Genomic DNA, 19,513 nt, shown 5'->3' on the forward strand with positions numbered 1-19,513 from the left:
CCACTGTTAAGGTTTATCCTGACGGCATCATAAATCACGCAGGAGCCGCAGATGTTTATCGTTGATTTAACGTATGAAGAGCCCATGGAAAAAGTTGAGGCGCTGCTGGAAGCGCACCTCGCCTGGTTGCGTAACTATTTCGCCACCGGCGATTTTGTGGCCTCCGGAAGGAAAGTGCCGCGCATCGGCGGCATCATCCTGACGCGGACCCTGCCGCGTCCCGATCTGGATGCGATCCTGGCGCAGGACCCCTTTAAGGAAGTGGCCAACTACAGCATAACCGAATTTGTCCCTTCCACCACCAGCGAACTGCTCAGCGCCCTGCGTACGCTCTGATAATGAGCAGGGCGTCACGCTCAACGCGTTGGCGCCCCCTCCTGCGGTCAATGGATTTCTGTGATATTGCTCAAAATTACACATTAATATTGCCTGTCTGCCGGACAAGGTATTTTTGAGATATTAATCACAGCGTTCTTGAAATGGTTGCCAGACTATTTTTCCTCGTGGCAATAAGACAAAGATACTGCGCGCAAAATGCGGCAAAAGCCAGGGATGCGGGGACCCATGCCGCCGCCGGGGCCATTGCATTATTACGACGGCCGGAGTAAAACTTTTATCCAATGCGCAACAATAACCCTACAATTTCTTAATGGAGTTGCAGCGATGGCAATAATACAGCAACAGATGTATATCGACGGCGAGTTTGTTTCCAACCGCAGCGATAAATGGATTGATGTCCTCAACCCCGCCACCGAGGAAGTCATATCCCAGATACCGGACGCCGATGCGGACGATGTGCGCAACGCCATCGACGCCGCCGCGCGGGCGCAGCATGATTGGGAAGACTTGCCGGCTCAGGAACGGGGCGTGTGGCTGCATAAAATTGCCCAGGGCATCCGCGCCAGGGAACAGGAGCTAACCGATATTATCGTGGCCGAAGGGGGCAAGACCCAGGGCCTGGCCAGGACCGAGGTCTTGTTTACCGCCGATTATCTCGACTATATGGCCGAATGGGCGCGGCGCTATGAGGGCGAGATCATACAAAGCGACCGGCGCAACGAGAATATTTTTGTGTTTAAAAAAGCCATCGGCGTGACCACCGGCATCCTCCCCTGGAACTTTCCCTTTTTCCTGGTGGCGCGCAAAGCGGCGCCCGCGCTTATCACCGGCAATACCATCGTCGTAAAACCCAGCCAGCTGACGCCGAACAACGCCATTGCCTTTGCCGGCATCGTGCACGAGGCCGGCTTGCCCCGCGGCGTGTTTAATCTGGTGACCGGCCGGGGTTCGGTGGTGGGCCAGGAGCTGGCGGCCAACGCAAAAGTCGGTATGGTAAGCCTGACCGGCAGCGTGGCGGCGGGAGAGCAGACCATGGCGGCGGCGGCGAAAAACATTACCAAGGTCTCGCTGGAGCTCGGCGGCAAGGCGCCGGCCATCGTCATGAACGATGCCGATCTGGATCTGGCGGTCAAGGCGATAGTCGCCTCCCGCGTCATCAATACCGGGCAGGTCTGCAACTGCGCCGAACGCGTGTATGTGCAGGAAGATATTCAGGATGACTTTATCGCCCGGCTCACCGCGGCGTTTAACCAGGTGACTTTTGGCGATCCTGCCCGGGAAGAAAACCTGGATATGGGGCCGTTGATTGACGCGGCCGCGCTGAAAAGCGTGCAGGACAAAGTGGATAACGCCGTGGCGCAAGGCGCCAGGGTGGTCACCGGCGGGCGGCGGGCGGGCGATAAGGGCTATTTTTTCCAGCCTACCCTACTGGTGGATGTAAAGCATGAGATGGATATCATGCATGAGGAAACCTTTGGCCCGGTGCTGCCGGTCACGACCTTCCGCACCCTTGACGAAGCGGTGCAAATGGCCAATGACTGCGAATTCGGCCTGACCTCCTCGATTTATACCACCAACCTCAATACCGCCATGGCGGCGATAAAAAAACTGAAGTTCGGCGAAACCTATATTAACCGGGAAAATTTCGAGGCCATGCAGGGCTTCCACGCGGGATGGCGCAAGTCGGGCATCGGCGGCGCCGACGGACGCCACGGGCTGGAAGAGTATTTGCAAACCCATGTGGTGTACCTGCAATACCAGGCCTGATGGCGGCCAGCGCCGCCGGCGGAGCGGGTTGCCGGGCGCCGGGCGCGGGTTCCAGCCGGCCTGGCGCCCGGCGGCGATTGGCCCGCCGCCGCGCCTGCGCTAGAATAACCCTCGTCCGCGGCATGCCCGCGCGGGGTCCTGCACCGCCGGACCGGAGATAAGCGACGAGGTAACCATGTCTGATAAACCGGTGCTATTTATGGCCTGCCCGCTATTTACGCAGGCCCATACCTTATTAAGCGCGCATTTCACCCTGCGCCATACCACGGAAAGCACGCTGGCAGGCACCCTGGCGTCGCTGTCCGCCATGACCGACGTGCAAGCGTTATTGGTTTCCCTGGCCATGCCGCTGGACAGCCAGGCCATCGAACAATTGCCGCGCTCCATCAAGGCTATCTGCACCTATTCGGTGGGGACCAACCATATCGATTTGGCGGCAGCCAAGGCGCGCGGCATCAAGGTGTTGTTTACGCCGGATGTGCTGAGCGAATCCTGCGCCGACACCGCCCTGCTGCTGATGTTGGGCGCGGGCCGCCGCGCGCTGGAAGGGCTGCGTCTGTTAAAAGGCGGTGATTGGCCGGGCTGGGCGCCGGACCAGCTGTTGGGCAAGGATGTCTGGAACCAGCGCCTGGGGATCTTCGGCATGGGCCGCATCGGCCAGGCCATTGCCCGGCGCGCGCGCGGTTTTGATATGGAAATTCATTACCATAACCGGCACCGGTTGCCGCCCGCGGCCGAACAACACGCCGTGTATCACGATTCCCTCGCCGACCTCGCCGCGCACAGTGATTACTTTTGCATAGCCTGTCCGCCCGCCCCGGAAACCCGGGGCGTGGTGGATGCCCCCTTGCTGGCGCAGCTGCCCAAGGGCGCGGTGGTGGTGAATATTTCGCGCGGCGACATTATCAACGATAACGCGCTGATCGCCGCGCTCAACGCGGGCCACGTGGCCGCCGCCGGGCTGGACGTTTTCGCCGGCGAGCCCGATATCCATCCCGCCTACCGGCAGATGGACAACGTATTCGGCCTGCCGCATCTGGGCAGCGCCACGCTTGCCACGCGCCTGCGCATGGCGTCGCTGCTGCGCGACGGACTGGTGGGTATTCTGGCGGGCAGGATGCCGGCCAATGCGGCCAACTGATCGCAGCCGTCGTTAACCACGGGCGGCGATCCGTCACCCCTGGGGTGTTGGCGCATCCAGCAACAGTTTTTTGTGCAATTCCGCGGCCAGCATCTCAATGCGCTCGCTCAGGTTTTTGGTCAGAGTGGTCAGCTCGGTATTTTGCTGCAGCAGCACCATGATTTGCGCCGAGGTTTGCGCCGCCCGCTCCTGGCGTTCGGCATTGGCGACGGCCAGCGCCTCGCGATGCTGGGCATCCGCGTCGGCATGCGCCTTGTCCCGCTCCGCCTGGCGCGTCTGGGCCAACAGGATCAGCGGCGCGGCATAGGCCGACTGCAGACTGAACGCCAGATTAAGCAGGATAAACGGATAGATATCGAATTTGGCGAAACCAAAGGTATTGATGCATACCCAGGCGATAACGATCAGCGTCTGCGCCCCTAAAAACATCGGCGTGCCGAAGAATCGGGCGAAACCTTCCGCCTTACGCGCAAACCAGCCGTTGCCGAACGGCGCGGACAAATGGGCGTGACGGCGGTGGAAACGCAGATGATCAATCTTTGCGGGCGCGGCGTCCGCGGCGTCGGGCGTGGCGGCTGAAGTCGGTTTTTCCATGGTTTTTCTCATCCGGGGCAATGATGTTTATCTTGCTGATAATACCGGTTATGCCAAAGGCCGAGCTCGGCCGTTGACGCATGCGCCCATTATAGTTGCCGGCGCGCGGAAACCGGCACATATAATATGTAACCGGGCGATCGCCCGGTTTCCCCATGACCTACCCTCACATCCGCAGGATCGGCGTGGTGTCGGCGTAAGCGCTGGGCACGATTCGGATACTCACGTGATCATGCAATTGCCGCTGGCAATAGCGATAGGCGGAATACGTCAGCGGCCAATACGGCTCATCCTGACGGCCTTCAATTTTCATGGCGGTTTGGTGCCGGAAATTCACATCGAAATTAACCATAATCTTATAATAATTGCTCCACTCCAGCCCCAGCTTGATGATACGTCTTAATAGCATCGTTTTTATCGCCCCCGCCAGATGAGGCCTGTTTTTATCGCCGCGCCTGCGCAAGGCTTTAAAACCCGCCACATCGCCCCGCCGTATAAATTTTCTCGCCAGCGCTCTGGTATCCCGCCATAACCCGTCATCAAAGCGCGGCCTGGAAGGGCTGTTTTTAAGCAATATGTTTTTTGCGCACTCGCAATTCCTCCCTAAGATCCGGCATTTTTCTATTTTCTCAAGCAACCGAGATTTTACGGATATAAAATCATAATTATCCCGTAAAAAGTCACGCCATGACATCAGCAACATTTTGGCGGTCGCGCCGTCGATACCCGTTAATACGGTAAAACGCCTCACCCTGCGGCGGCTAATGGCAACCCCCAGGCGTAGTTGCCTGATTTTACGATAATCCAGTTGCTCGGTAGTGATACCCAGCGCCTGGTTAAGCTGATCAAGGGTAAATTGAGTCACGCCGTCCCCGCTGTCAAGATTACGGACATTAGCAAAACCATAGACTAAAGCCACCCGTCTATTCATCGGGCGTTGATTTGTGATCACAGGGACGAATACGCTATTATCATTGGCGGCGAAAACGATATTATTTAATTTTTTATTGCAAGCGCCCTTATGATTTGCATTCATTCCAGTGATGTCATCAGTCGGAATTTTATTTAATAAGCACGCGATACTTGACGGTATAAAATTCACCATAAAACTCCTTCGTATTTAATAATATTTATCTATAACGATAACATAAATATCCATTACCCGGATTTACTAGCGCGGACGTGCCGGCGAGAAGAGTTACGATTGTATATTACTTATATTATCGGCGGGATATATTCATATACTGCAATAAAATTATTAAACAGAAGTCGTATTGTCGCGCTCTCTGGCGCACTGCGCGGCGTAGGACGTGAGGATGGCCTGGATCAGGGGGCCGAAGCGTTCCTGCAGATCGTCAAGCCGGGACGTATTGCGCACTTCCACCCCTTTGCGTTCACTGCGGATCAGGCCGGCTTCCCGTAATATCTTGAAGTGCTGGGACAAGGTGGATTTCGGCACGGCGCGATCGCTGAACGCAAGAAACGCCGAACAGGGCCGGGCGCACCCGGCCCGGGCGATCTCGGCGAAGATATGAACGCGCAGGGGATCGGACAGGGCATGCAAAATCCCCTCTACGGTAATGTCTTCAGGCGCGGGGTGCATTATCGGTCTCATAAAAAATTTATAGCAGATTGTTGACAAGGTGTCCAATAGTTCATACTTTACGAACTAAGATAGTTCATAAATTCCGAACTAACGTACTTCATCCTATCCACCCTCCGGAGTCTGCTTATGAGTCAGTTGCAAGGTAAAGTCGCCGTCGTCACCGGCGCATCCAAGGGCATTGGCGCCGCTATCGCCAAAAGCTTTGCCGCCGCCGGCGCGTCGGTTGTGGTTAATTATGCCGCCAGCCGCGAGGATGCGGATAAAGTGGTCGCCGGGATCGTCGCCGACGGCGGCAAGGCGATTGCCGTACAGGGCGACGTGGGCAACGCGGCGGATGTCGAGCGCGTGTTCAGCGCCGCCAGGGACGCCTACGGCGCGCTGGACGTGCTGGTAAACAACGCCGGGGTCTTCGCCTTCGGACCGCTTGAAGAGGTGACCGAGGCGGAGTTCCACCGCCAGTTTAATATCAATGTGCTCGGCACTATCCTGTCGACGCGGGAAGCGCTAAAGTATTTTAATCCCCAGGGCGGCAGTGTTATCAACATTACCTCGGCGATCAGCACCCACCCCACCCCCGGCTCGGCTATTTATGCCGCGACCAAAGGGGCGATTGATACCCTGACGGTCGGCCTGTCGCGGGAACTGGGCGCACGCGGCATCCGGGTCAATGCCATCGCGCCGGGCGGCGTGGCAACCGAAGGCGCCGCCCGGTTAGGCATAGTGGGCAGCGACTTTGAAAAAGAATTGATTGCGCAGACGCCGCTGGGCCGGTTCGGCCTGCCGGGGGATATTGCCGCCGTCGCGCTGTTCCTGGTGTCTGACGCCGCCGCCTGGCTGACCGGCGAACGCATCAGCGCCTCCGGCGGCTGGCGCTGACGGCCGGCGAGCACCTTACCGATAAGCCCGGCCCGGACGCCTGTCCGGCCGGGATACCCCTTTATCCGGCGGCGGCGGCGACGCCCCTGCCCCTCACACCCCGGGAGCGACTATGCCGGCCTATTTTGTTGCGGTACGTGAAGCGGTAAATGATCCAGAACAAATGAAAATCTACGGCGAGAAGGCGGGAAAAAGCACCGCTATCCATCAGCCTGTTCCCCTGGCGCTGTACGGGCGTTTGCGCCATACCGACGGCGGCGCGGTGGAAGGCGCGGTGATCCTGGAATTTCCCACCTTCGAGGCGGCCGAAGCCTGGTATGATAGTCCCGAGTACCAGGAGGCGGTGGCGCACCGGTTTCGCGGCGCGACCTACCGGACGTTTATCATCCAGGGCGTGGAAGGCGAATAACGCGGCCGCGCCCGCGGAGAGAAACCATGAAAGTGATGATCTGGGGCGCCACCGGCATGGTGGGCCAGGGCGTACTGCGGGAATGCCTGCTGGCTGAAGACGTGACGGCGGTCGTCGCCGTGGGGCGCTCGGCGCCGCGCGTGGAACATCCCAAACTGCAAACCCTGATCCACACCGAGCTGCTGCAGTATGACGCGATTGCGCACCGGCTCGGCGGTATCGACGCCGCATTTTTTTGCCTGGGGGTCAGCTCGGTGGGCATGGACGAACAACGCTACGCGACCATTACCCATGATATGACCCTTGCCGCCGCGCAGGCGCTGGCGCGGATAAGCCCGGCGGCGACCTTTGTCTATCTCTCGGGCGCGGGGGCCGACAGTGCGGAAAAAAGCCGCACCATGTGGCAGCGGGTACGCGGCGGCACCGAAAACGCCCTGCAACGCCTGCCGCTGAAAGCGGTCTATATTGTTCGCCCCGGCATCATCCTGCCTAAACACGGCGCGCGGTCGAAAACGCCGCTGTACCGCGTGCTTTACCTGCTGCTGACGCCGGTGATGTCTTTGTTTAGGCCTTTGTTTCCCCGCCGTATCCTGACCACGCAAACCCTGGGCCTGGCCATGCTTAACCTTGCCCGGCGCGGTTTCTCCCGTCCGGTGCTGGAAACCGGGGATATATACGCTGTTTCCCATACGGCAAAAACAAAATAGCGTCCGGTCATAAAACGGTGTAATGGCTATAGCCGGTAATGTATGATGAATACATTATGTCGCCTGGGCCATGATATGCTTGACGTCCTCATTAAAGCCTTCTCGTTCTTTTTTATTATCGTGGTCGGTTATCTGTTAAAAAAATACGGCGTGCTGCAGCGATCCGATAGCATCGCCTTATCGAAAATAATGATGAACCTCACGCTGCCCGCGGCGGTCATTACCGGCTTTGCCAGCTTTGAAGTGGACCCTTCCCTGCTGGTTCTGGTGCTGATTGGATTTCTCTGTAATATCCTGCTGCTGGCGGCGGGCTATCTTCTTGCCCGCAAACGCGACAATGACACCAAAGTATTTTATATGATCAATTCGCCCGGCTACAATATCGGGTGTTTTACCCTGCCTTACGTGCAAAGCTTCCTCGGTCCGGTGGGCATCGTCGCCACCTGCCTGTTTGACGCGGGTAATTCGGTTATCTGCACCGGCGGCAGTTATGTCGCCGCGTCCAATGTCATCGGTATTAATACCGGCCTGAAAAATACCTTCAAGCGCTTATTTTCCTCTATTCCGTTCGACGTCTATATGCTATTGCTGGTAGCGGCCCTGTGCGGCTACCATCTGCCAAGCCAGGTCACCATACTGACGTCTATCGTCGGCAACGCCAATCCTTTTATCGCCATGCTGATAATCGGCATGATGCTTGAAATCAATATTGACCGGTCGCAGCTGAAAAACGTCTCTAAGGTGCTGGCGCTGCGTTATGGCGCCGGCGCCCTCCTGGCCGCGCTGTTTTATTATGGCACCCCGCTGCCGCTTGAAATCCGCCAGGTGCTGGCGGTGGCGGTATTTGCCCCGGTATCCGCGCTGTCGCCGATGTTTACCGCCCGGTGCAGTTCCCTGGGCTCGGTATCCAGTTTTACCGGTTCCCTGTCGATATTTATCAGCATTATCATCATCACCACCCTGCTGACGCTGATGCAGGGATAAACGCGGAGGAAGACATTATGCAGATAGAAGGCAGTATCGCACTGGTGACCGGCGCGAACCGCGGGCTTGGCAAGGCCTATGCCGAGGCGCTGCTCAACGCGGGCGCGGCCAAGGTTTACGCGGCGGCGCGCAATCCAGCCGCCATTACCGATCCGCGTCTCACACCGGTGAAGCTGGACGTGACCTCGCCGGCCGATGTTGCCGCGGCGGCGCTTGCGTGCGCGGATGTGACCCTCCTGGTCAACAACGCCGGCATCCTGCTGCAAAGCCCGATACTGGCCGCGGGTGCCGGCGACGCCATGCGCCGGGAAATGGACGTGAATGTCTTCGGGCTGCTGGCGATGATGACCGCCTTTGCGCCGGTGCTGGCGAAAAACGGCGGCGGCGCCCTGGTCAATATGCTGTCCGTGGTGAGCTGGTTCACCTCGCCGTTTAACGCCACCTACGGCGCGTCGAAACATGCGGCGCTGTCGATCACGGATGCGGCGCGCATCCAGCTGCGGGCGCAGGGAACGCGCGTTATCGGCGTCTACGCCGGGTTTATCGATACCGATATGACCGCGGGCATCGACGCCGCCAAGGTATCGCCCGCGCAGGTGGCGGAACAAACCCTGGAGGGCATCCGCCACGATCGGGAGCATGTGCTGGCCGATAAGCGCGCCCGGGATGTGTGGGATAGCCTCAGGCGTGATCCCGCGGCGATAGAAGCGCAAATGCAGCAGCTGTGGGATCAGCGTTCATCATAATGGGCGCGCGGTATGCGCCGCCGCGCCGGCGGAGGGGATCTCGTGATATAAGGAGCGCGCCGCGTTGCCGGCAGCCGGCCGGCCGTTTAATACATGGCGCGGCGCCCCGTGCTGCATGACCCGGGTAAGGCTGGCGTCATCCAGGCCGTCGCCTTCCACCAGCAGGTACTGCAAGCCGCGAAAAGCATCCGGATACCTGCGCGCCACCTGGTTAAACAGGGCGGCGGGAATAAACAGGATACTGATGGCGAACTGCGCCAGCGCCGCCGTTAAGCGGGAAGCATCGCGCACGATATCCTGCGGCAGCACCACCGCCGCCGCGCCGTTAAGCAACGCCCCCCAGACCTCGAGCTGATAGGCACAACCGGTGGCAGCGGCGATGCAGCCTACCCGATCGTCGGGATTAACCCGCACGTGCCGGCGATTGATGACCTGGCCGACAAGGCTGTGCGCGTCCAGCTCACGGCTGGCGGGCCGCCCGGTTTGCGCCGTCACCAGCAGGTGGGTGCGCTGCGGCAGGGACGTGGGCTGCGGCATAAAATCGCTATCGTTACCGTCGCCCACCGCGATATCCTCAAGAATGATCAAACGGGTGTCCAGCGCCCGCTCCCGGCAAGGCGCATCGGTCAGGGTAAAAAGCACCCGCCACTGGCGCAGCATGGCGGCCAGCCGTTCGTCCGGCAGCGACACGTCCAGCGGCACCACGCTGCCGCCGGCCAGTATAACGGCCGCCTGGGCGGTGATATGCTCGATGCCCGGCGCCAATAATACCCCCACCGGCGTTTCATGTCCTACCCCCAGCCGGCGCAGATGCGCGGCCAGGGAGCGCGCATCGCGGGCCAGTTCGCCATAGCTCAGGATGCGGTCCAGCGTAATAATCGCCGGTTTGCTTTTGTTCAGCACGGTCTGGCGCAAAAAGCGCTCGCTTAACACACCGTCCGGCGCCGGGGCGCCGGCAAGGCGCTGCGGGTAAAAACGAACGGCGGAATGAACCGGTAACTGAACCATGGGGGCACCTGAGCGCGGGGAGTCATGTTAACATTATGGGCCAAATACTGTTGCAGTTTTATTAATTAAAGTAAAAATTATAGTTCTGTGAGTATTATCTCACTTAACGTCAGGAAAAATAGTTACTTATTGATTATATACGATTTTCTTATTTCTTAATCGACAATAATGCTCAGAACAATTCATCATTTATTAATGCACTTTCAGCAATATATTACCCCTGTCATTTGCTGTAACCTTTAATAAAAGCGCATGCCCCAGGGCTGACCGCCGGATTTGCCCACACCTTCAACCCAGCCGGATAATTCTCCGGCCATTGACCTATTCTGGAGTCGCGGTAACATGACACTCACCTATAAAACCATCGCCCTTGCCGGCATGATGGCCATCCCCCTATTGTTAAGCGCATGCGATAATGCGGATAAAAACCCCGGCCATATCAAGGTAGGCATCAGCGCGGGCATCGACCAGCCGCTGTGGGACGCGGTAAAAAAAGTGGCGAAGGATAAGTACAACCTGGACGTGGAGGTGGTGACATTCACCGATTATGTGCTGCCGAACGAAGCGTTGAACACCAAGGATATCGACGCCAATGCCTTCCAGCACGGCCCTTACCTGGATCAGCAAATCAAGGAGCGCGGCTATAAGCTGGCGGCGGTCGGCAAAACGTTTGTCTACCCCATCGCCGGCTATTCGCGCAAAATCCATGCCATCGGCCAGTTGCCGGACGGCGCGCAAATCGCCATCCCCAACGATCCGACCAATTTGGGACGATCGCTGCTGCTGCTGCAGAAAAACGGCCTGATCACACTCAGGGACGGCACCGGACTGCTGCCGACCTCGCTTGATATTACCGCCAACCCGAAGCACCTGAAAATTGTCGAAATCGAGGCGGCGCAGCTGCCGCGCACGCTTGACGACGGCAAGGTCGACGCGGCCATCATCAATACCAACTATTCCACGCAAATCGGCCTGTCCCCCCATAAGGACGGCCTGTTCATTGAAGATAAGGATTCTCCCTACGTCAACCTGATCGTGGCCCGGGAAGACAATAAGGATAGCGATAAGATAAAAAACCTGGTGAAAGCGTATCAAACCGATGAAGTGGCCGCGGCGGCGGATAAAATCTATCACGGCGACGCGGTAAAGGGCTGGTAACGCCACAGGGCCGGTTTACCGGCCCTGTACACGTGTTATTAATTATTAACCGGGATTACCGCGCCTTTATATTTTTCGCGGATCCAATCCTGGATGGTCTTGGAATGCAATACCTTGACCAGGGCTTTTATATCCGGCTTATTTTCATCGCCGCGATGGACGGTGATAATATTGGCATAGGGGTTATTTTCGCCGCTTTCCACCGCGATGGGATCTTTAACCGGGTTAAGCCCGGCGTCGATGGCATAGTTGGCGTTGATGACCACCGCGTCGCCCTCGTTATTGTTATACATCTGCGGCAGCAGGGATCCTTCGATATTCGGCAGAAACTGGAGATGCTTCGGATTGTCGGTGATATCGGTAATGCGCGCGTCCACCTTGCTGACGCCGGGTTTCAGTTTAATCACGCCCTCGCGTTCAAAAATCGACAGGATGCGGCCTTCTTCCGCCACCGAATCGCGCATGATCACCTTGCCGTTTTGCGGCAGCGCCTTCAGGCTTTTATATTTCTTCGAGTAAATGCCGATGGGCTCGATATGGATGGCCCCCGCGCTGACGAAATCATAGGTCTTGTCGCCGGCGTGATCCTTGAGCACGCTGTTCAGGTACGGCACATGCTGGAAGTAGTTGGCGTCGATATCGCCGCTCGCCAGCGCGGTGTTGGGCAGGATGTAGTCCTGGAAGGGTTTGATTTCAAGGTCGATGCCCTGTTTGGCCAGGATGGGTTTGGCCTGCTCAAGGATCTCGGCGTGCGGCACGTTGGAAGCGCCGACGGTGAGGGTATCCGCCCGGGCCTGAGCCGACAGGCTAAGGACGGTCAGGGTGGCGGCGGCTATAAGTGTCAGGCTTTTTTTCATAATGTGGTATCCCGGTCTGTTTAACGTTTATCAAGCAGTGAGGTAATGACGTCGCCAAGCAGCTGGATAACAAACACGATGATAAGAATCATCACGGTCGCCACCAGCGTGACATCGTTATGGTTGCGTTGGAATCCTTCCAGATAGGCCAGGTTGCCCAGCCCGCCGGCGCCGATCACCCCGGCCATGGCGCTGTAGCTGACCAGCGCTATCAGGGTGACGGTGATGCCCGACACCAGGGCGGGCGAGGACTCCGGCAATAACACGCGAAAGATCAGGGTGGCGGGGCGCGCGCCCATGGCGCGGGACGCCTCGATCACGCCTTTATCCACTTCGCGCAGTCCGATCTCCACCAGGCGGGCGTAAAACGGCGCGGCGCCGACGATCAGGGCCGGCAGCGCCGCGTTGGCGCCCAGGATGGTGCCGATCAGGATTTTGGTAAACGGGATCAGCAGCACGATTAATATAATGAAGGGAATGGAACGGAACACATTCACCAGCACCGAGATCGCGCCATACACAATGCGATGGGCAAACAAGCCGCCGCGGGCGGTGAGGAACAGCGCCAGCCCAAGGGCGATGCCCAGGGCGAAGGTCGCCAGGCCGGCCAATGCGGTCATATAGAGCGTATCCGCGGTTGCCGCCCAAAGCTGGTCAATGCGCAGATGGGGAAACAGGGACTCAAGCATGTTTTACCACCTCGGTGGCGATGCCGTGGCGGGCCAAATCGGCCAGGATAGCGGCCAGCAGCGCCTCATCGGCCGCCACATGCAGCCACAGCTCGCCGAACACGCCGCTGGCGGTTTGCGTCATCTTGCCGTGCAGGATATTAAACGGCAGCTGATAACGCAGCGTCAGCTCCGCCACCACCGGCTGATGGGTGCTCAGACCGACAAAGGTCAGCTTCAGGATGGCGCCGGGCAGGTTTTGCACCAGCAGCGGGTTAAAGCCCTGTTCAATCTCCTGATACTGGCTGACCTGCCTGACAAATTGCCGGGTGATCTCCTGCCGGGGATGGGTAAACACTTCCAGCACCTCGCCTTCCTCCACCACGCGCCCCGCCTCCATCACCGCCACCCGCCCGCAGATTTTGCGCACGACATGCATCTCGTGGGTAATCAATACGATGGTGAGAGTAAGCTTGCGGTTAATGTCGAGCAGCAAATCCAGAATGCTGTCGGTGGTCTGCGGATCCAGCGCCGAAGTGGCCTCGTCGCACAGCAGCACCTCGGGATTGTTGGCCAGCGCCCGGGCGATGCCCACCCGTTGTTTTTGCCCGCCGCTGAGCTGCGAGGGATAGGCGTTTTCCCGGCCCTCTAGCCCCACCAGCGCCACCAGTTCCGCCACCCGCGCGGTGATGGCGGCTTTGGACGCGCCGGCTATCTGCATGGAAAAGGCGATATTGTCCCTGACCGTGCGCGACCACAGCAGGTTAAAATGCTGGAAAATCATGCTGATTTTCAGCCGCGCCTGGCGCAGCTGTTCACCGCCGGCGCGGGCGATATCCTGGCCGGCCACCCATACCTCGCCGGCGCTGGGTTTTTCCAGCCCGTTCAGCAGGCGCACCAGCGTGCTTTTGCCCGCGCCGCTGTAGCCGACAATACCGTAAATCTGGCCGCGCCCTACGCGCAGACTGACATTATCCACCGCCACGATCGGCGTTTTATCACCGTCGAATATCTTGCTCACGTTCGTCAGCACGATCATAACCCGTCGATCCTTATTACCCCTGCCGGGACTGCGTTAAGCTGATGATTAATTTCACTGATTATTTTTTAATCATTATTTGAGATGCTAATAATGTTCGGGATAGTAGGGGAAGCTTCGTCGCGGCAGAAGAAACAATAAAATATGAGATATATTTTATTCTTCTATCTATTTGGCGAACGCCGGTTTATAACGCGTTTATTAAAGGCCAGGGATCGCTTAGCTGTATTTATTATAAAGTTAGCCAGGATTGTTATTTGGTTATGCTTTTTCCGGCAATGGATATTTGAATATATCTGTTCTGCTGGCGCGGTATTTACCCGATATTGGCTCCCATGTTTCGCCTGAGGGTTCGTCATGCAGAAAAAAAACCGTTCCAACAACAAGCATCCTGGTTTTAATGGCTTCAAACATTTCCGCGTCACGGGCCTGACGCTGGCGCTGCTCAGCCTCGCCGCCGCGGCGGCCGCAGAGACAACCAGCGCCGCCACCCCGGTACAGGGCGGCACGCTGATTTATCTGGAGCAGCAGGCGCACACCAATCTTTACCCGCCGGCCGGCGGTTTTTATCCCAACGGCGGCATTTTGAACCAGATTACCGATAAGCTGACCTATCAAAATCCGCAAACGCTGGCCATTGAGCCCTGGATCGCCGAATCCTGGACCACCAACGACGATAAAACGCAGTACACCTTTAAAATCCGCCCCGGCGTCACCTTCTCGGACGGCACGCCTCTTGACGCCAACGCGGTGGCGAAAAACTTCGATACCTTTGGCCTGGGCAATAAAGAACATCACTTGCCGGTGTCGGAAGTTATCAACAACTACGATCACAGCGAAGTGATTGACCCGCTGACGGTGAAATTCATCTTTAAAAAATCATCGCCCGGTTTCCTGCAGGGCACCGCCACCATCGGATCGGGGCTGGTATCGCTCGGCACGCTGGCGCAAAACTTCGATGCCCTGGGCGACGCCCGCCATATCATCGGCTCCGGGCCGTTTGTGGTCAGCGGGGAAACCCTGGGCCGCGAGGTGGATCTGGCCGCGCGGCCGGATTACCGCTGGGGACCAAAAAATCTGCCGCAGCAGGGGCGGGCCAATCTTGACGGCATCAAATACCTGATAACGCCGGAAGACAGCGTGCGCATCGGCGCGCTGCTGGCCGGCCAGGCGGATTTTATCCGCCAGGTCCAGGCCTACGACGAGAAACAGGTCGCCGAACAGCAGTTTAACCTGTACGCCGCGCCGACGCGCGGCGTCAACGACGGCATTTCCTTCCGGCCGGATAACCCCCTGGTGGCCGATGTGCGGGTCCGCCAGGCTCTGCTGCGCGCCACCAACAGCAAACAGATCGTCGAAACCCTGTTTTCGCCGCACTATCCCCAGGCGACGTCGGTGATAGCCGCCACGGCGGCCGGCTACGTTAACCTGGCGGACCAACTGGCTTTTGACCCGCAGCAGGCGAAAAAACTGCTTGATGAGGCCGGCTGGGCGCCGGGCGCGGACGGCGTGCGCCAGAAAGACGGCCGGCCGCTGGCGCTGACCATCTATGAATCGCCGCCGCAGCCGCAAAATAAAGAAGTCCTGCAACTGGTGGCGCAGCAGTGGAAACAGGTGGGAGCGCGGTTGAATATCCTGGCCGGCGATGCCGGCAGCAAGGCGGCGGACAGTCTGGACCCGCTGAAAACCCCGGTCAACGTGGTGGAAGTCGGCCGCGCCGATCCGGATGTGATTAAAAGCGAGTTTTACCCCACCAATCGTGACGCGCTGCTGCAAAAAGGCGGTCTGAGCAGCAAGGTGAACACCTTTAGCGACGATAAGCTTAACGCGCTGCTGGTGGCCATCTCAGCGGAAGTGGACGGGCAAAAACGGCTGCGTCTGGCGGGCGATGCCCAACGTTATCTGCTCGAACAGGCCTATGTTATCCCGATTTTTGAAGAGCCGCAGGTCTTTGCCGGCGCGCCCTATCTGAAAGGCGTCAGCTTCGAGGCGGTGGGACGCCCGTCGTTTTACGGCGCCTGGCTGGAAAAACACTAAACCGCGCCGGCGGCCCTAACGCCCAGGAGGCCAGAATGAACCGTTATTTTTCCGCACGTATCGGACAGGCGCTGCTGGTGCTTTGGGCGGCCTTCACCGTTTCTTTTATCTTATTGCAGGTGCTGCCGGGGGATGCCGTCCTGATAAAATTCCAGGATCCGGATATGGGCCTGAGCGCGGCGCAAATCGCGGATATGCGCGCCGCGTACGGCGCCGATGTGTCCTTATGGCAACAGTATCTGCACGCGGCGGGCAATGTGCTGCGCGGCGATCTGGGGTACTCGGTGCAGGCCGGCGTGCCGGTAACGCAACTGCTGGCCGCCAATCTGCCCCCCACGCTGCGCCTGGCGACCGCCGGTTTCCTGGTGGCGGCGACCCTGGCGCTCGGCATAGCGTTTCTGTCGAGCCTGACGACGTTCCCCTGGCTGCGATCGCTGCTGCACGCCCTGCCCTCGTTGTTTATCTCCGTGCCCACTTTTTGGCTGGGCATCGCCCTGATCCAGCTGTTTTCCTTCCGGCTCAGGCTTATCCCGGTCGTCAATCCCGGCGAGTGGCAGGGGCTGATCCTGCCGGTTATCACCCTGGCTCTGCCGATTGCCGCCCCGCTGGCGCAGATCCTTTCCCGCAACATCGACGAGGTGCAAACACTGCCCTTCGTGGCGGTGGCGCGGGCCAAGGGCGGCAGCCGCGGCGGCGTGCTGTGGCGCCATGTGGCGCGCAACGCCGCCCTGCCGGCCCTGACCATGGCCGGCCTATTGCTGGGCGAACTGATTGCCGGCGCCCTGATAACCGAAACGGTGTTCGGCCGCGGCGGCCTGGGCCAGCTTACCCTGCAGGCGGTCAATAACCAGGATGTGGCGGTGTTGCAGGCGCTGGTGCTGATTTCCAGCGCGGCCTTTGTCGCCATTAACCTGGCGGTGGATTTAGTCTATCCGCTGCTCGATCCCCGGGTGAACACCAAGACGGAGGCCGCGCCATGAGCAGCTTGCCTTTGAATACCCCCGCGCCGACCCCCACCGAGCCGCCGCCATCGGCCGGCGCCGGCGCCACGGCGCGCCGTGGCCGGGGGCCTTTGCCCGCAGTGCGCCCCGGCCTGCTGCTGTCCTGGCTGGTGATTGCCGTCGTGCTCTGCTGGGCGATAGCGCCGGGGCTGTTTACCTCCTATAGCGGTACCGAAGGCATAACCGGCGCCCAGCGGCTGGCGCCGGGCGCCGATCATTGGCTCGGCACCGACCAGTTGGGACGCGATCTCTATGCCCGCATCGTCTACGGCGCGGCGTTTTCGCTGTCGGGCGCCCTGGTGGCGGTGAGCGTGGGACTGGTGCTGGGCACGCTGCTTGGCGTCGTGGCCGGCGCCACCGGCGGCATCGCCGAAAGCCTGATCATGCGTTTTATCGATGTCCTGCTGTCGATACCGGGGCTGCTGTTATCGTTGAGTATTATTATTCTGCTGGGTTTCGGCACCGTGCATGCCGCGATCGCCGTGGGCGTCACCTCGGTGGCGAACTTTACCCGGCTCGCCCGCTCGGAGGTGGTGCGGGTGCGCCACAGCGATTACGTCGAGGCGGCCTACGGCAGCGGCGGCACCTTTGGCGCCGTCCTGTGGCGGCATATCCTGCCCAATTCCCTGACCTCGGTTATCGCGTTTTCCGCCCTGCAGTTCGGCAGCGCCATCCTGGCTATTTCCACGCTGAGCTTCCTGGGGTACGGAACGCCGCCGCCGACGCCGGAATGGGGCCTGCTGATTGCCGAAGGACGTAACTATATTTCCACCGCCTGGTGGCTGACCACTTTCCCCGGCGTGGTGGTGGTGCTGGTGGTGCTGTCCGCCAACCGTATCAGTCAGTCTTTTGCCAGGAGCCGCTGATGAGCCTGCTGCACGCTTTACCCGGATTGGGCGGCAAGCCCGCCGCCGCGCGCGATAGCGCAGAGCCGGCGCTGGAGCTGGATGAGGTCTGCATCGCCTACGAGGCGGGGGGGCAACGTCGGCGCGTGGTGCATGACGTCTCGTTTCGCATCCGCGCCGGCGAAGTGGTGGCCCTGGTAGGCGAGTCCGGCTCGGGCAAAACCACCATCGCCCAGGCGATTATCGGCCTGCTGGCGGACAACGGCCGGCTGGAACAAGGCGGCATCCGCCTTAACGGCGTTGACATCGCCCGCTGGCCGCAGCGTCGCCTCGACGCCCTGCGCGGGGCGCGCATCAGCCTGATCCCGCAGGACCCGACCAGTTCCCTTAATCCGGTCAAGACCATCGGCAGCCAGGTGGCGGAAATCCTCGCCATCCACGGCCGTATGCCACGCAAGGCGCGCGATGCCCGGGTCATCGCGCTGTTAACCCGCGTCGGGCTGGCGCATCCCGAGCTGCGCGTTCATCAGTATCCTCACGAACTGTCCGGCGGCATGAAACAACGGGTGTTGATCGCCATCGCCATAGCGCTGCGCCCGGCGCTGATTATCGCCGACGAACCCACCAGCGCCCTGGACGTCACGGTGCAAAAACGTATCCTGGACCTGATCGATGAGCTCAGGCGCGAATTCGGCACCGCGGTGCTGCTGGTGACCCACGATCTGGCGGTGGCGGCCGAGCGCGCCGATCGCCTGCTGGTGTTCCGCCATGGGCGGATACAAGAGCAGGGGCCGGCCGCGGAGGTGCTGCGCGCGCCCAAAAACGACTATACCCGCCAGCTGTTTAACGATGCCCCGGCGCTGTCGGCGCGCGCCCGTCCCCCCCTGCCCCGGCAGGACGCCGCGCCGATGGCGATCGTGGTCGAGAATATCGGCAAAACCTTTGCGCTGGGCGGCAAGAACGCGGCGCCCCTGCGCGCGGTGGACCAGGTGTCGTTTACCGTGGCGCAGGGCACCACCCACGCGCTGGTGGGTGAATCGGGTTCGGGCAAGACCACGCTGGCGCGTATCCTGCTGGGTTTCCAGCGGCCGGACGCCGGGCGGGCGTTTGTCGACGGCACCGAGATTACCGGGCTGCGGGGAGAGGCGCTGCGCCGGTTACGCCAGAAAATCCAGTTGGTCTACCAGAACCCCTTCGGTTCCCTTGATCCGTCGCAGCGTCTGTTTAACGTTATAGAAGAACCGCTGCGCAATTTCGACCCGCTGAGCACAAGCGAACGCCGCCGGCGGGTGGAGGAGATGGCCGAACGCGTCGCCCTGCCGCCGGCGCTGCTGGATCGTAAAGCGCGCGAACTGTCCGGCGGCCAGCGCCAGCGCGTGGCCATTGCCCGCGCGCTGATCCTGCGGCCGCGCATCCTGGTCCTCGACGAGGCCACCTCGGCGCTGGATGTGACGGTACAGGCGCAGATCCTGGCGCTGCTGCAGGAATTGCAGCAGCAGTTGGGCCTGACGTATTTATTCATCTCCCACGATCTCGCCATCGTGCGCCAGATTTCCCATAGCGTTTCCGTGCTGTACAAAGGCCGCCAGGTGGATGCCGGCGCCGTGGGGCGCATCTTCAGCCAGCCCGGCGACGCGTACACCCGGGAATTGATCAATGCCATACCCGGCCGGCGACCTGATCATGACGTCGTACGGCTGCAACCAGGGGACACCTTATGAGCAATAACAC

At 59.8% G+C, this 19,513-nt stretch carries 20 protein-coding genes; 13 read left to right on the forward strand and 7 right to left on the reverse strand.

The annotated features are described in order from the left end of the window. Positions 1 to 51 precede the first annotated feature (51 nt). From ACL2XQ_RS20105 to ACL2XQ_RS20115, 3 genes are all read left to right on the forward strand, one after another. Positions 52 to 336 carry a YciI family protein gene (locus ACL2XQ_RS20105; RefSeq protein WP_410013915.1) on the forward strand — a complete coding sequence of 95 codons (285 nt, stop codon included), beginning with the start codon at positions 52 to 54 and terminating at the stop codon, positions 334 to 336. A gap of 327 nt (positions 337 to 663) precedes the next feature. After that, a complete protein-coding gene (gene aldA / locus ACL2XQ_RS20110) occupies positions 664 to 2,106 on the forward strand; it encodes an aldehyde dehydrogenase (RefSeq protein ID WP_410013914.1) in 1,443 nt (480 codons plus the stop codon). 175 nt (positions 2,107 to 2,281) lie between these two features. Beyond that, positions 2,282 to 3,247, forward strand: a complete 966-nt coding sequence (locus ACL2XQ_RS20115; RefSeq protein ID WP_410013913.1) for a 2-hydroxyacid dehydrogenase — start codon at positions 2,282 to 2,284, stop codon at positions 3,245 to 3,247. Positions 3,248 to 3,280: 33 nt separating this feature from the next. Here the strand turns inward: ACL2XQ_RS20115 and ACL2XQ_RS20120 are convergent, their stop codons facing one another. The 3 genes from ACL2XQ_RS20120 to ACL2XQ_RS20130 form a co-directional block, all read right to left on the reverse strand. Further along, positions 3,281 to 3,841 (reverse strand): DUF1003 domain-containing protein, encoded by a 561-nt coding sequence (locus ACL2XQ_RS20120; RefSeq protein WP_410013912.1) that lies wholly within the window; start codon positions 3,839 to 3,841, stop codon positions 3,281 to 3,283. A 166-nt stretch (positions 3,842 to 4,007) separates the two neighbouring features. After that, a complete protein-coding gene (locus ACL2XQ_RS20125) occupies positions 4,008 to 4,760 on the reverse strand; it encodes a hypothetical protein (RefSeq protein ID WP_410013911.1) in 753 nt (250 codons plus the stop codon). 339 nt (positions 4,761 to 5,099) lie between these two features. Next, positions 5,100 to 5,444 (reverse strand): ArsR/SmtB family transcription factor, encoded by a 345-nt coding sequence (locus tag ACL2XQ_RS20130; protein WP_410013910.1) that lies wholly within the window; start codon positions 5,442 to 5,444, stop codon positions 5,100 to 5,102. 129 nt (positions 5,445 to 5,573) lie between these two features. On the opposite strand from ACL2XQ_RS20130, the gene ACL2XQ_RS20135 reads away from it, so the two are divergent. From ACL2XQ_RS20135 to ACL2XQ_RS20155, 5 genes are all read left to right on the forward strand, one after another. Further along, positions 5,574 to 6,323, forward strand: coding sequence for an SDR family NAD(P)-dependent oxidoreductase (locus ACL2XQ_RS20135; protein ID WP_410013909.1), 750 nt, complete (start codon positions 5,574 to 5,576; stop codon positions 6,321 to 6,323). Positions 6,324 to 6,435: 112 nt separating this feature from the next. Continuing rightward, a complete protein-coding gene (locus ACL2XQ_RS20140) occupies positions 6,436 to 6,732 on the forward strand; it encodes a DUF1330 domain-containing protein (RefSeq protein ID WP_410013908.1) in 297 nt (98 codons plus the stop codon). A gap of 26 nt (positions 6,733 to 6,758) precedes the next feature. Continuing rightward, on the forward strand, positions 6,759 to 7,439 hold the full coding sequence (locus tag ACL2XQ_RS20145; RefSeq protein ID WP_413739619.1) for an NAD(P)H-binding protein: 681 nt from the start codon (positions 6,759 to 6,761) through the stop codon (positions 7,437 to 7,439). 42 nt (positions 7,440 to 7,481) lie between these two features. Further along, entirely contained in the window at positions 7,482 to 8,423 is a 942-nt protein-coding gene (locus tag ACL2XQ_RS20150; protein WP_410013906.1) for an AEC family transporter, read from the forward strand. A 17-nt stretch (positions 8,424 to 8,440) separates the two neighbouring features. Then, a complete protein-coding gene (locus tag ACL2XQ_RS20155; RefSeq protein ID WP_413729613.1) occupies positions 8,441 to 9,169 on the forward strand; it encodes an SDR family oxidoreductase in 729 nt (242 codons plus the stop codon). Here the strand turns inward: ACL2XQ_RS20155 and ACL2XQ_RS20160 are convergent. Beyond that, complete coding sequence (locus tag ACL2XQ_RS20160; RefSeq protein ID WP_413729612.1) at positions 9,164 to 10,177, reverse strand: AMP-binding protein; 1,014 nt, start codon at positions 10,175 to 10,177, stop codon at positions 9,164 to 9,166. The genes ACL2XQ_RS20155 and ACL2XQ_RS20160 overlap by 6 nt on opposite strands. A 342-nt stretch (positions 10,178 to 10,519) precedes the next feature. On the opposite strand from ACL2XQ_RS20160, the gene metQ reads away from it, so the two are divergent. Continuing rightward, on the forward strand, positions 10,520 to 11,335 hold the full coding sequence (gene metQ, locus ACL2XQ_RS20165; protein ID WP_413739620.1) for a methionine ABC transporter substrate-binding lipoprotein MetQ: 816 nt from the start codon (positions 10,520 to 10,522) through the stop codon (positions 11,333 to 11,335). A gap of 38 nt (positions 11,336 to 11,373) precedes the next feature. Here metQ and ACL2XQ_RS20170 read toward each other — a convergent pair whose 3' ends face one another. From ACL2XQ_RS20170 to ACL2XQ_RS20180, 3 genes are read right to left on the reverse strand one after another with little or no spacing between them, the layout of a single operon-like run. After that, a complete protein-coding gene (locus tag ACL2XQ_RS20170; protein WP_413739621.1) occupies positions 11,374 to 12,192 on the reverse strand; it encodes a MetQ/NlpA family ABC transporter substrate-binding protein in 819 nt (272 codons plus the stop codon). Between the two features lie 20 nt (positions 12,193 to 12,212). Next, positions 12,213 to 12,881, reverse strand: a complete 669-nt coding sequence (locus tag ACL2XQ_RS20175; protein WP_413721242.1) for a methionine ABC transporter permease — start codon at positions 12,879 to 12,881, stop codon at positions 12,213 to 12,215. Further along, positions 12,874 to 13,899: a methionine ABC transporter ATP-binding protein gene (locus tag ACL2XQ_RS20180; protein ID WP_413732118.1), complete on the reverse strand. Its 1,026-nt coding sequence runs from the start codon at positions 13,897 to 13,899 to the stop codon at positions 12,874 to 12,876. Before ACL2XQ_RS20180 ends, ACL2XQ_RS20175 begins: the two co-directional genes overlap by 8 nt. Positions 13,900 to 14,256: 357 nt before the next feature. Between ACL2XQ_RS20180 and ACL2XQ_RS20185 the strand changes: the two genes are divergently transcribed. From ACL2XQ_RS20185 to ACL2XQ_RS20200, 4 genes are read left to right on the forward strand one after another with little or no spacing between them, the layout of a single operon-like run. After that, positions 14,257 to 15,936 carry a TIGR04028 family ABC transporter substrate-binding protein gene (locus tag ACL2XQ_RS20185; protein WP_413739622.1) on the forward strand — a complete coding sequence of 560 codons (1,680 nt, stop codon included), beginning with the start codon at positions 14,257 to 14,259 and terminating at the stop codon, positions 15,934 to 15,936. A gap of 35 nt (positions 15,937 to 15,971) precedes the next feature. Then, on the forward strand, positions 15,972 to 16,916 hold the full coding sequence (locus ACL2XQ_RS20190) for an ABC transporter permease (protein WP_410013898.1): 945 nt from the start codon (positions 15,972 to 15,974) through the stop codon (positions 16,914 to 16,916). Then, positions 16,913 to 17,803, forward strand: a complete 891-nt coding sequence (locus ACL2XQ_RS20195) for an ABC transporter permease (protein WP_413739623.1) — start codon at positions 16,913 to 16,915, stop codon at positions 17,801 to 17,803. Before ACL2XQ_RS20190 ends, ACL2XQ_RS20195 begins: the two co-directional genes overlap by 4 nt. After that, positions 17,803 to 19,503, forward strand: coding sequence for a dipeptide ABC transporter ATP-binding protein (locus tag ACL2XQ_RS20200; RefSeq protein WP_413732115.1), 1,701 nt, complete (start codon positions 17,803 to 17,805; stop codon positions 19,501 to 19,503). Before ACL2XQ_RS20195 ends, ACL2XQ_RS20200 begins: the two co-directional genes overlap by 1 nt. The last annotated feature ends 10 nt before the right edge of the window (positions 19,504 to 19,513 follow it).

The organism is Sodalis sp. RH14 (assembly GCF_047324285.1).
Lineage (GTDB): Bacteria > Pseudomonadota > Gammaproteobacteria > Enterobacterales > Enterobacteriaceae > Acerihabitans.